This is a genomic window from Paenibacillus sp. S150 (assembly GCF_019352175.1).
In the GTDB taxonomy this organism is placed as follows: Bacteria; Bacillota; Bacilli; order Paenibacillales; family Paenibacillaceae; genus Paenibacillus_AQ.
In genome coordinates this window covers 1-12,421 of record NZ_JACBYI010000074.1, presented here as the reverse complement: position 1 = coordinate 12,421, position 12,421 = coordinate 1, and the positions used below count along the sequence as shown (strand labels likewise).

10 protein-coding genes are annotated in these 12,421 nt (G+C 55.2%); all 10 read right to left on the bottom strand.

Features of this window, described 5'->3' with window-relative positions; all coding sequences use genetic code 11:
* Nucleotides 1–1,027: 1,027 nt before the first annotated feature.
* Nucleotides 1,028–2,269: a stalk domain-containing protein gene (locus HYD27_RS31260; protein WP_219221680.1), complete on the bottom strand. Its 1,242-nt coding sequence runs from the start codon at nt 2,267–2,269 to the stop codon at nt 1,028–1,030.
* A gap of 218 nt (nt 2,270–2,487) precedes the next feature.
* Nucleotides 2,488–2,712 carry a nucleoside hydrolase gene (locus HYD27_RS31255; RefSeq protein ID WP_228745453.1) on the bottom strand — a complete coding sequence of 75 codons (225 nt, stop codon included), beginning with the start codon at nt 2,710–2,712 and terminating at the stop codon, nt 2,488–2,490.
* A gap of 143 nt (nt 2,713–2,855) precedes the next feature.
* Nucleotides 2,856–4,043, bottom strand: a complete 1,188-nt coding sequence (locus HYD27_RS31250) for a M20 family metallopeptidase (RefSeq protein ID WP_219221679.1) — start codon at nt 4,041–4,043, stop codon at nt 2,856–2,858.
* Between the two features lie 112 nt (nt 4,044–4,155).
* Nucleotides 4,156–5,253, bottom strand: coding sequence for an alanine racemase (locus HYD27_RS31245; protein WP_219221678.1), 1,098 nt, complete (start codon nt 5,251–5,253; stop codon nt 4,156–4,158).
* Entirely contained in the window at nt 5,250–5,717 is a 468-nt protein-coding gene (locus HYD27_RS31240; protein ID WP_219221677.1) for a RidA family protein, read from the bottom strand. The genes HYD27_RS31245 and HYD27_RS31240 overlap by 4 nt, the downstream gene beginning before the upstream one ends.
* Nucleotides 5,718–5,747: 30 nt before the next feature.
* Entirely contained in the window at nt 5,748–7,118 is a 1,371-nt protein-coding gene (locus HYD27_RS31235) for an alpha-L-fucosidase (RefSeq protein WP_219221676.1), read from the bottom strand.
* A 122-nt stretch (nt 7,119–7,240) separates the two neighbouring features.
* Complete coding sequence (locus tag HYD27_RS31230) at nt 7,241–8,926, bottom strand: ABC transporter substrate-binding protein (protein WP_219221675.1); 1,686 nt, start codon at nt 8,924–8,926, stop codon at nt 7,241–7,243.
* 19 nt (nt 8,927–8,945) lie between these two features.
* Nucleotides 8,946–9,845 (bottom strand): carbohydrate ABC transporter permease, encoded by a 900-nt coding sequence (locus HYD27_RS31225; protein ID WP_219221674.1) that lies wholly within the window; start codon nt 9,843–9,845, stop codon nt 8,946–8,948.
* 12 nt (nt 9,846–9,857) lie between these two features.
* Entirely contained in the window at nt 9,858–10,775 is a 918-nt protein-coding gene (locus HYD27_RS31220) for an ABC transporter permease (RefSeq protein ID WP_309242156.1), read from the bottom strand.
* Between the two features lie 652 nt (nt 10,776–11,427).
* On the bottom strand, nt 11,428–12,421 hold a 994-nt coding region (ltrA, locus tag HYD27_RS31215), incomplete at its 5' end, for a group II intron reverse transcriptase/maturase (RefSeq protein WP_219221673.1).

Below are 12,421 nucleotides of genomic sequence, written 5' to 3'. Positions count from 1 at the left end.
TTTGAGCCTGAACATCTCAATTCTATCGGAATGGTCTTGGTGGTCAAACCCTCGTTCCCTCCACCCGCATAGCGGGTGGTTTTTTGTTTCGCGCGTTTCACGCACTCAACTGGCTAAAGCCAGAAAATAAAAATGCTGGCAGAGCTGCCAGCTGAGGCATTTCATACAAACGGCTCTCTTAAAGCAAGAGCGGGTCTGCCGTTACCCTGCCTCACTATTGTAGCATGAATATATGACCTGCCGGGCGGGTTCGCCGGGAACGCCGAGGTTCACCGCCTGGTGACTGCCCATCTCCAAATCAACTTGCTGCGGCGGGCTAGTGGGAAATTGTACACTTCATTCTCCAGTAATCCGCAGATTCACCGTCTTAGTGGGATTTTCTACACTTAATTCCAAGCAAAACACCATCAATTGCCTTAGAGCACCAATTTAGTTTTACTTTTTCCACTTAGGTGCTGTGAAATCGATGATTTTCCTATTATTAGGTTTACTTTTTCCACTTAGATACTGTCGAAATGCCGTTGTTGCAGCTTAGATACACATGAATACGTATAGCAAAGAGGTAAACAGGAACTGTCCCATGCCAGCCGTGTCCTGTGCACCGTTGTGCTGTTGTGCTATACCGATGCACCATTGTACTGTACCATTGCATCATTGCTTCGTTGCTCCGTTGCGCTTGTTGCATCTGTACCGTTGCTTCGTTGCGCTGGTGCACCTGTTCGTTGCTTCGTTGCACTTGTTGCACCTGTACCGTTGCATCGTTGCTCCTGCTCCGTTGCGCTTGTTGCATCTGTACCGTTGCTTCGTTTCGCTGGTGCTACTGTACCGTTGCATCGTTGCTCCTGCTCCGTTGCTCCACGCTTTCAACCTCCGTGCGGCCTGCTGCTTCAGTGCCGCCTGGTTGCTTCAGTGCGGCCTGCTGCCGAATGCAACCTGCTCTGATTTTTGCATTACGTTAGCCTTGCGGAGCTTGCTTATCTTCAGGCCAGCATTCACAGAGACCCGCTTCCCCCGGATGATCAGTGTTCTACAATTCTATCGATTTCCCCATCTCGCTTAATACCGGCTGGCCGATCAGGCCCAGGCGCCAGATGGCTATGCCCTTAAGGCCATAGCGCTTAGCCAGCCCGATCTTGGCATTGACAGAGGTTTCGTTCTCGCTGTAAACCGAAATGCCGAGAATCAGCTTGTCCTTGCTGGCCTGCTGCAGCGCCAGGCGGATGGATTCATCGACCTTGTCCATCGGCTCCGGTCCGGTCTCGCCCTCAAAAGCGTATGCCATAATGACCAGATCGTCGGCCAGCGTTGCCAGCGTCTTGTAATCATATCCTTTGTACGAGCTGTTGAGGGGATGGAGAATGACCGTCAGCTTGAGGCCCGCGGACTTTGCTTTGGCGGACAGATTTTTGACAAAAGCATTATACTGGCTCTGCACCAGCGCCTTGTCCCCGGTCATGCCAAGTCCCTCCAGATCAAGGGCAATTCCCTGAAAACCCTTCTGCGCCGCAGTATCCACGATACCGGCGATGGTCTGCTGCTGAAGCTGGAGATCCTCCACATTGCGGGTCAGCTCCAGCTCCTTGTCTCCTGAGTACACCATCAGATAAGGAGCGGTACCCCCGGCAGCGGCATTCTGGACGATGGATTCCGGCGTAACATCACCTGCTGCCTGAGGCCATCTGAACTCCGCGCCCGAGGTGGTGTATTGACCGCTGCGGTCAATCCGGCTCCAGCCAAAGGCGACCGCATCAAAATCCGGAATCAGCGAAACCTCGCTGTAGGCTCCCTGCGCATAAAACCCGAGAGTATATAAATCCTTCTTCGGCGAGGTGATCGATACCGTCTTGGCCGCCTGGTTCCAGGATACGCCGGCACCGAACTGCTGTCCGAAGAAGCTGAGCGGGATCATTGTCGTGCCGCGGACATTCTGCGGGGCAACAGCCAGCTTCACGGCTGCGCCGTTGACGGACGCGCTTGATTTCCCCAGAGTAAGAATCACTGTCTTTGCACCCTCAGCACCGCTGTTCGTTGCCGTAATTTGCTTGGCTGCCTGATTCCATTCCACTTTAATGCCCAGCGCTTCGGAAATGGCCCGGAAAGGCACCATCGTCGTCCCGTTCATCACTGCCGGCTCTACCGGAAATGGCAGCGGGTAGCCGTCCAGCACAATACTTACGCCTCCTGCGGCCTGTGCGCCGTCTGCCGGAAAAGACGGCAAGCCTGCGGCTGCAATTGCCGCGCATAATACTATTTTGGCAAAACGCTTCATTCCTCTATTCCCCAATCTGTTAGGATAGGCATACAAATCTCTCAACCGCTTGTTGCTCTATCATTTTACCAAACCAGGCATTTTTAGCAAATTAAGAGATTGTAACTATTGAGAGAGAACCGATGCCCTGCCGCCTAACCTGCGGAAATCGACGAATGAGTTCATAACCGCATCCTTTCCCCTACATAAACGCGCTTAAAAAGACTCCCACCGCCCGTTCAGCGTCCACATCCACAGCTACCAAGGGCTACCGGAATATCATAGCCAGGCTTAGCCAGCGCCAGCAGTCTGAGCGTGTTGTCAGCCGCCTGGGCCACATCGATATTTCCAAAAACGGTAGTGATGCCTTCCACAACCACATCCGGTGCCCTCAGGGCATACAGTATGGCAAGCGCGTCGTCAATGCCGGTGTCGCAGTCAATAATCATTCGGGTTGTACTCATCTCTGTTTTTTCCACTCCCATTAGGTATAAAGGATCATAGCATTCATCTTAACACGGGGCGGGAGCCTGCTCAATGGAATGGCAGCTCTGCAAATACAACTGCTGCTAAAATCACGGCGTTGCCGGTTTTGATTATTGCCATTTCACAATCCATCCCTTCTGTAATGCAGAACCAGATCGGCAAGTGCAGATGCGGCGCTCTCCACCTCGTGCAGCAATACCCACTCATTGGCCGTGTGCGCCTGGCCGATACCGCCGGGCCCAAAAACGACGGACGGCACGGAGACACGCGCCAGCTTGCTCGCATCCGTCCCGTATGCGGCTCCATGCTCCCCGCGCCCCGCAGCGTAGCCGCCAACCGCCGCCGCCAGCTGGCGCACCAGCGGATGGCCGGCGGAAGTCTCCATGGCGTAGTCGATGATGAACGGCTCCTGCACGGTGAGCCGCAGACCGGGAGTCATCCGTTCCAGCTCCCGCAGGCGTTCCCGGAACCCTTGCCAGACCTCCAGCGGCTCCTCGCCCGGAACCGTCCGGCGGTCGATGGTGATGCGGCAGCTGCCCGGTATTGTATTGGGCGCTGCACCTCCGGTGATTTCGCTGATGCAATGGGTCGGCGCTCCGAGCAGCGGATGATGCTGACGCAAATAAGACGGTGCAATCTCTTCCTTCAGACAGCGGATCACCTCCGCCATCTGTTCAATCGCGTTGACGCCCTTGTCCGGCTCGGAGCTGTGGCCCGGCCTGCCGTGCACATCAATATAGAACCGGACACAGCCTTTGTGGGCGATTACACGGTGCAGGCCTGTCGGCTCCCCGACGATGGCCCCCAAATACCCCAGCCCACCGGAGCTGATTGCTTCCGCGAGCCTGCTGACTCCCTTGTAGCGGTACTCCTCGTCAACCACCGCCGCCAGATGCACACCTACCGGAAGCGCCAGGCCGCTGCGCCCGAGCGTGCCCATGGCAACCAGCATCGCGGCCAGCGAGCCTTTGGTGTCGCAGGCTCCGCGCCCGTAAAGCTTGCCGTCTATAACGCTTCCGGCATACGGGTCAATCGTCATCCCCGTTATCTGAACCGTATCCATATGCGCCTCCAGCAGCAGGACCGGGCCGGGCACTGCACCGGGCAGCATCCCGATAATGTTGCTGCGTCCCGGCTCGACAGGCTGTTCGATGCAGGAAATCCCCTGCTCCTCCAGATAATGCTTCACATACTCTGCCACGCCCGCTTCACCGCAGCCGCCGTCAAAAGCCGGATTCACACTCGGAATAGCCACCAGCTCATGCAGCACCCGGGCGATTTCAGCGGCATCGATCTTCAGCTGTCCCATAGAGAAGCCAGCCTCCTTCCGCACCAGTTGTGTGTACCATGTTTCAGTGCCTGGTGTTGAGTATCGTTCAGTGCCTGGTGTTGACCATCTTTCCGCGGCAGTTGTCCTGCCATCAGGTCATACAGCCTCTGGCATCCACCGTAATCCATTCCGTCCACTGTCCGCCCCGCACTCCCGCCACCCGGGCATTCAGATTCGGAATCACGCAGGAATGGTTCGGAATGATCTCAATCCGGTCCCCGATTTGAAACGGCGAGGTAAGCGGATCGAACTGGAGAAAGCCGTGCTCTTCGTTGAGTGCAGCCAGCTTCACCTCCGGATGGCCGGCAATAATGCCGAAGCCGTCCCGGCCGTGGGCCTTGTCACTGGTCAGACTCTTGGTGCCGGCATCGATGGTTGCCCGTCCGGGCAAGGGCGTGCTGACCACAGTCGCAATCACGCGCAGGGCGCAATCGTCCTCAGAGGCCAGACCCATCCCTACACCGGAGGCATCGAAGAACACATAGTTCCCCGCCCGCACCTCCGTAACGCCTTCCAGCTCCCGGCACATCAATGCGGCAGGCGATGACCCCGTGCTGATTACGTCCGCCGGCAAGCCGGCCTCCCTGAACAGCGCTGCCGTCTCCATCATCAATGCGGCTTCTGCACGGGTAGCTTCTATAAAGGCTGCTTCCCCGGAATTCTGGTATATCGTCCCGAAGTACCCCATCAGCCCGGAGATACGGATGCCCGGCAGCTTATTGATTTCCAGGGCAAACCGCACAGCGTCCCCGCCTGCCTGGCGGCCACCGCGGTGCAGCCCGCCGTCAAGCTCAATCAGCACCTCCACCGGCTTCCCGGTCCGTACGCCAACCTCCGACAGGCCGGCCGCTCCGGCGGCACTGTCTACTGTGGTCAGCAGCCCGCATTTCATATGCAGCTTCGCGAACCGTTCCAGCTTGTCCGCACCGATGAGCGGATAGGCAATCAGAATCGATTCTACGCCTGCGGCAGCAAACACCTCGGCTTCCGAGAGCTTGGCTGTTGTAATCCCGATGGCCCCTGCGGCCAGCTGCATGCGGGCAATGGCCGCCGACTTGTGCGACTTGATATGCGGACGGTGGAGAATTCCGCTGGCTGCAAGCCGCGCGGCCATTCCGTCAATGTTGCGCTGCAGAATATCCATGTCAATAATTGCGACCGGCGTCGGCAATTCCTTATACAGGCTCATGCTTCTGTTACCTCTACAATCAGCTCAATTTCCACCGGCGTGTCAAAAGGCAGCTCATTGGCCGATACCGCCGAACGGGCATGCCTGCCCTTTTCACCCAGCACCTCTACCAGCAGGTCGGAAGCTCCGTTGATAACAAACGGCTGTTCTACAAAGCCCGGCGCCGAATTCACAAAAGCCAGCATCTTCACCACCTGCTTGATCCGGTCCAGCTCCCCGAGATGCTCCTTGAGCACAGCCAGCAGATTGATGGCCACCTGGCGGGCGGCGGCATAGCCCTGCTCAACCGTCAGCTCGGCGCCCACCTTGCCCGTCAGCATCAGTGTTCCATGAATACGGCAATCGTTGCCCGAGGTATATACAACATTGCCTACCTGCTTGGCAGGCACATAAGTCGCTACAGCCGGAGGCACCTTTCCCAGCTCAATGCCTTTTTCCTCCAGCAGCTTCTCTATATTGCCCATGCTTCTCTCCCCTTTCGCTCAAATATGGACTCATCCGCGTTCAATGCCGTCTGCGAAGACCGAGGTGCCGCGCTGGCTGCGCGCCCATTCCGCCACACGTGACGGATCGCCCTCCCATAGCCGCTCCCGGCCCCACCGGTTGGCCGCAGGCTTGCCTTCGCATTCCACGCGGATGACCGGGAACAGGCGGGACGGTGCCTCGGAGGGCAGACCTTTAATGAACAATTCCGCATCCCGCTGCTCAAATTCCAGTGTCTGTCCGGTGGTCAGCAGTGTCACCGCCTTTACCCTGCTGGAAATATCCGCCAGCCTCATCTCGGGCCGCCCATCCCAGAACCGGATGATCAAATACAAAAAATTCTCCCGGGTCGTCTGCCGCCCTCTGGTGATGAATTCCGTGACCGACCCGCCGTCTGAGCCATAGATCGCCTCGCCGTGCACCTCCAGCCAGCGGCCGATATCCAGCGCACGCTCCACAAACTCCGGCGGCAGCTCTCCATCTGCCGTCGGCCCGCAGTTCAGCAGCAGATTGCCGCCGTGGGCTCCGCCCTTCTCCGCGCATTCGCACAGCATGTCCAGCAAATAATCGGCCGGACGCCACCGCTCGCCGAATACATGGCTCCACAGCCGCCAGGTTGTCACCTGGCAGGATTCCCAGAGGCGTTTGCGGTCGGCAACAATCAGATGCTCAGGGGTGCCGAAATCGCCCAGCGTATCGGAGTCGCCCGCGCCGACGCCGCCGTCTGCCCGGTATTCATCATGGGTGCTGGAGTAGCCCAGGCGGTTGTTGACCAGAATGCCCGGCTGCAGCCTGCGCATTTCCTCCAGCAGCTCCACGCTCTGCAGGTCGTCGGCATTTCTCGGCCATACCCCGTCGAAGAAGAAGTGATCGATCTGGCCGTAATTGCTCAGCAGCTCCTTTACCTGGTTGTGCAGATAATTCCGCACCTTGTCCCAGCCCTCCGGATCTTTGGCCGGTCCGTCGAAGTATGCCGGCAGCCGCCAGTCAATCCAGGAATAATAGAGGCCGATCCGCAGTCCGGCCTTGCGGAAGGCATCCACATATTCACGGACGAAGTCGCGCTGCGGAGCCAGCTTGGCACTGGAGTAATCGGTATAGGCACTGTCCCACATGCAGTAGCCGTCATGATGTCTTGTCGTGAAGCAGGCATATTTGAAGCCGGCCTTCACCGCGGTGGCCGCCCACAGCTCGGGATCAAAATGCTGCGGATTCCAGGCAGCCGCCTGCGCGGCGTATTCGCGGTGGTCCAGATGCTCGCGGAACAGAACCTGCTCCCCCCTGCCATATTGTGCATAAGGGCCCCAATGAATGAACATGCCGTAACGGCTTTCGGTGAACCATTTCCAGTGGTCCGGCACAGTGAATTCTAGTGTAGTCATGAACGTCCTCCTGCTGATCCTTTTATTTTGGGCGTGTTAAATCTGCAGCTGCCCGAAATTCAGGCAGCTGCAGGTTGAAATATTAGAATTTTAGGGACATCCCGCCGATACTTTAACCAGCTTTATTTGGCTGTAGCCGACTTGTAAGTCTCGTAAGCCTCCTGGTAGATTTCCAGGTAACGGCTCAGGTTCATGCTGTCCAGCGTAGCCAGATATTGATCCCATTCGGCATTGATGTCGGCGTCGCCGATAATGAAGCGGGCCATCATTTCATTGGTGTAGTCATAGATCGTTTTGGAGAGATCGGCAATTTCCGAGGACTGGTCTACCGTGAAGTTGATCGGCGGCAGCACAGTTTCCACATCCACCCGGTACGGCTCGTATTTCTCCTTGGTCTCGTTATACAGAATGCTGTCCAGCGGGTTGTCCGGGTTGGCTACCAGGCCAAGGCGCAGGGAATTCGGGCGATAAGCGATGCCTGTCTGCGACCATTGCTTGTTCTGTGTAACCCCGAACTTGGACATATCCATATAGACAGCGGGTTCTCCGTTCAGGCCGATCTCGTCAGCCGTAGCCCATCTCCAGTCCACATCCGGCTCACCGATCGTGGAGCGAAGCGTAATTTCTCTGTCATACAGCGCATCTGCGAAGCGGAAGGCGGCTTCAGGATTCTTGGCCTTGTTCGTGATGACGAATTGCCCTGGCGCAACCTGATACGGATCATACTGTGTAACCTGCACGCCTTCAGGACCCTTGAGCGGAGCTACCGCCACATATTCCAGCCATCTGCCGCTTGAACCGTTGAGCTGGGTCAGCGCACTCTGGTTCGGACCGGAAGCGGCGCCGAGAATCGGCACATCCGGATTTTCACCCAATTGCACAAGCTGGGCGGCATCCCGTGTCAGTGCCTGCGGGTCCATCAGCCCTTCGCTGTACAGCCGGTTCAGATAGGTGAGTCCCTCCTTCCAGCCGTCTTTGTTGAACGGCACATCGACCTTGCCTTCGTCATTGACATAAATACGGGTGAACGGCGCATAGGTGAAGGAGTTCATCAGGAAGTTCTCAACGCTTGTAGTCAGCGTGGAAGTCTGATTAGCCTGCGGTGCACCGGAGAAAGGAATTTCATCGGCGATGCCGTTGCCGTTAGGGTCCTGGGTTTTGAAGGCCTTAAGCACTTCATAGAACTCCTCCGTCGTTGTCGGCATTTCCAGATTCAGCTTCTCCAGCCACGGCTCATAGATCCAGAGCTTCTGGCGCATCGAACAGTGATAGCATTCATTCGGCGCAGGCAGCGCGTAAATGTTGCCGTCCGCGGAGGTGATCGTGGACTCTACAAGCGGGCTTTCCTCGAACATTTTCTTCGTATTCACACCGTATTTCTCAATATATTCGTTCAGCGGGAGCAGCACGCCCTGCTCTCCATAAAGGGCCTGCTGCTCAGGCGTCACGTTCATGGTCATAATGACATCCGGCAGATCGCCGCTGGCCAGCGCCAGGTTCAGCTTTTCGGTAACCGTACTGGTTGGGACAATTTCCCACTCCACATGGATATTCGTCAAATCCTCGAAATATTTGGTGAACTCATTCGTATCGAAATCCTCGACGGCCGGGTTGGCCCCGGTCATGACGCGGAGCGTGATTTTCTCATCGACAATCGGGAACTGCCCCGCCTCCGTAACTGTTGCCTCCGCAGCCCCATTCCCTGGAGCAGCACCGTTGTTGCTGTCATTACTGCTGCTGCACGCGCTCAGGATACCGCCCAGCATACTCACTCCGACGAGCAGTGATAAGACCGCCTTAAATTTCATTTTTATAGTCCCCCTTAAATTATCCTTTGAGTGAACCGACCATTACGCCCTTGACCAGGTATTTCTGTACGAAGGGGTAAAAGACCAGCAGCGGAAAAGAAGAAATGACAATCAGCGAGTACTTCAGCAGCGTCTTCATCGCTTCACGTTTGGCCGCATCCTGCGGATCGCCCGACAGCATGCCGACATCGACATCGTTTTTGACCAGGATATCCTTGAGCACCAGTTGAAGCGGGTAGTGATCCTGGCTTTTTAAATACAGCATGGCATTGAAATACTGGTTCCAGTTCGCCGCAGCGTAGTATAGCGTAATGACCGCGAGGATCGGACCCGACAGCCGGATAACCACCTTCCACACGAACTGGAAATCATTGCAGCCGTCCAGCTGTGCCGCCTCCAGCAGCTCATGCGGAATCGACATTTGAAAATAGGTTCTGGCGATAATGACATTCCATACGCTCAGGGCGCCGGGGATAATCATTGACCAGATAGTATCCAGCATGCCCAAATCCCGGACCAGCAAATAGCTGGGAATGAGACCGCCCGTGAACATTGTAGTGAACATGAACAGCAGCATGAAGCCATTTTTACCATAGAAATCCCTGCGGGACAGCGGATAGGCCGCCAGCACCGTCATGATTACGTTGACCAGTGTACCGGTAACCGTATAAAGAATTGAATTGCCGAAGCCGATCCACACCTGCTTGTACTCAAAAACCGCCTTATACCCGTCCAGGCTCGGACGCACCGGCCACAGCCAGACCTCGCCGGACACCACCGCCTGCGAATCACTGAACGACGCGCTGACAATATAGATGATCGGATACAGCACAACCAGGAACAAAAAGCTCATAAAAATGGTGTTCAGGATCGTAAACAGCTTGTCGGCTACGGAATCATTGCGGAATGTAGTGTTCATGGTCGCCCCCCTTTACCACAAGCTGCCTTGCTTGGTTTTTTGCGCGATTTTGTTGACCGTCAGCAGCAGAATTAAATTGATAATTGATTTGAACAGTCCGATCGCCGTCGAATACGAATAGTTGGCAACCTGCGAAGTCAAGCCCACCTTGTACACGTACGTGTCGATAATTTCGGCGGCCTTCAGATTAATCGGATTCTGCAGCAGCAGCACCTTCTCAAAGCCGACATCGAGAATATGGCCGGTGTTCAGAATGAGCACAATGATGGCCATCGGCATAATGCCCGGCAGATCGATATGCCACATGCGGCGGAATTTCGTCGCTCCGTCCATCACAGCCGCTTCATGCAGCGAAGGGTCAATACTGGCCAGCGCCGCGATGAAAATAATGCAGTTGAAGCCGACATGCTGCCACACATCCGACCAGACATAAATGGAGGAGAACATCGAAATCTCACCCATAAAGTTGATCGGGCCAATCCCGAAGATCCCGAGGATTTTGTTCACAATTCCGATCCGTGGATCAAGCAGCTCCTTCACGATGCCGACCACCACCACAATGGAGATAAAATGCGGAGCATAGGTCACCATTTGCACGGCTTTGCGGAACCTTACATTGCGGAGATAGTTCAGCCCCAGGGCCAGCAGGATCGGAATCGGGAACCCGGCAATCAGATTGTAAAAGCTGAGAATCAGCGTGTTCCTGAGAATGCGCCAGAAATCATAGGAATTGACGAAGCGGCTGAAATGCTTCATGCCCACCCAATCACTGCCCCAGATGCCCTTGACTACGGAGAAATCCTTGAAGGCAATCTGAGCGCCGTACATCGGCACGTACTTGAAGATAATCAGATAAAGGAAAGGAAGAGCCATCAGCGCGTACAATTGCCAGCTTTTGATCAGCTTTTTGACGAAGGGATTCTCGCTCAATTCAGTTCTCACCTCCTCTTATGCTTGACTTGGGCAAACACTTGCGATCATTCCTCAGGAGGCTTGTTCGTGTGTCTTCCGTGTAACCACAGCATAGGCCGGAGGGGCCTGGAGCGTAAATTGTAAATGCGCCGTTTCATCGCCTTTTGTTAAGAAATCTGCCTTTGCACTTGTGAATTTGATGTGCATTCGAATAGAATCAGGCGAAATTTTGCTATAAATTAGATTAATATCAAGATTAAGGGACGATTTGGAGTCAGTTTATGTGACATGAAAAAGGCGGTGCTTGGTGATGCTTGGCGGTGCTTGTGCGGTGCTTTAATGTGGGAATCCGCCTTAAGGGGAGATGAGAGTTGCCCGCTTGGCATGACCCTGACAGCGTGTCTGATGTGTAGGGAGGGGGCGTTTGCCGAATTCAAAGGCATTTTTACCTCTCATTTCACCCTGTAGCCCGCTCCTGCCGAATTCAAAGGCATTTTTACCTCTCATTTCACCCTGTAGCCCGCTCCTGCCGAATTCAAAGGCACTTTTACCTCTCATTTCACCCTGTAGCCCGATCAATCTTTCTATTCAATCGAGTAGGAGAGGGCGGTAAGCCCCCGTCCTCTCACACCACCGTACATGCGGGTCCGCATACGGCGGTTCCAAAAGGTTAACAAAGTTCCAGATAGCGTGAAAGTAAACTCTTCAGCCCTTTCGCTTCCCAATAGGAAGTCGGAAGGGCGTTATTCGTGTTCCGGGACATTTCCCACGCGCCTCGCCGCGAGTTGGCCATCTTAAAACAAGCCCACTTGGGAACCCCGAGTGCCCGAAGCTCACGGATTCGTGTACGTACTCGTTTCCACTGTTTCCACAGACACCTTCGAAGTCTCCTTCGAATCCACTGGTCCAGCGTTTGGAAGTGTGTCTTCGCCGGGGCTAGACGGAAATAACCGAGCCAGCCCATCAGATAGCGATTCAGCCGGTTAATCCTTTCTTCCATGGAAATGGGCCAGGTTCGATTTGTTAACTCTCGAATCCTTTCTTTAAAAGCTGAGAGGCTCTTCGGTGCGATTCGAATCGTTGCCTGTTTCTGACTCCGGAAACTGAATCCTAAGAACTTTCGGTGCCATGGTCTGGCCACCGCACTTTTCTCCCGGTTCACTTTCAGTTTTAGCTTTCCTTCTACAAACCGGCTTACCGATTCCATGACACGCTCGCCTGCCCGTTTACTCGCCACAAAGATATTACAGTCGTCCGCGTAGCGTACGAATCGCAAACCTCGTCCAATTAGTTCCTTGTCCAGGTCATCCAGTAGAATGTTTGCCAAAAGCGGACTGAACGGACCCCCCTGCGGCGTTCCTTCTCGGCTGTGTTCCCATTTTCCATTCACCCTGACTCCGGCGTTCAGATACGCGCGAATCAGGGTCAGTAATATTTTGTCCGTCACTTTCCGCGCCACTCTTGCCATCAGCATATCGTGGTTTACCCGGTCAAAGAATCTCTCAAGGTCGAGGTCCACAACCCATCTCAGGCCGTCTTGAATATATCTTTGGGCTTGTTTCACGGCGTCATGTGCGCTCTTCCCCGGCCGAAAGCCGTTGCTGTACCCTGAAAATTGCGCATCAAAGATCGGGTTCATGACTTGTCGAAGCGCCTGCTGGAGA

Bases quoted from the DNA above. Each gene is read 5' to 3' on its own strand.
- HYD27_RS31230 (WP_219221675.1), bottom strand. From the start codon at position 8,926: ATGAAATTTAAGGCGGTCTTATCACTGCTCGTCGGAGTGAGTATGCTG.
- HYD27_RS31225 (WP_219221674.1), bottom strand. From the start codon at position 9,845: ATGAACACTACATTCCGCAATGATTCCGTAGCCGACAAGCTGTTTACG.
- HYD27_RS31260 (WP_219221680.1), bottom strand. From the start codon at position 2,269: ATGAAGCGTTTTGCCAAAATAGTATTATGCGCGGCAATTGCAGCCGCA.
- HYD27_RS31250 (WP_219221679.1), bottom strand. From the start codon at position 4,043: ATGGGACAGCTGAAGATCGATGCCGCTGAAATCGCCCGGGTGCTGCAT.
- HYD27_RS31240 (WP_219221677.1), bottom strand. From the start codon at position 5,717: ATGGGCAATATAGAGAAGCTGCTGGAGGAAAAAGGCATTGAGCTGGGA.
- HYD27_RS31255 (WP_228745453.1), bottom strand. From the start codon at position 2,712: ATGAGTACAACCCGAATGATTATTGACTGCGACACCGGCATTGACGAC.
- HYD27_RS31245 (WP_219221678.1), bottom strand. From the start codon at position 5,253: ATGAGCCTGTATAAGGAATTGCCGACGCCGGTCGCAATTATTGACATG.
- HYD27_RS31235 (WP_219221676.1), bottom strand. From the start codon at position 7,118: ATGACTACACTAGAATTCACTGTGCCGGACCACTGGAAATGGTTCACC.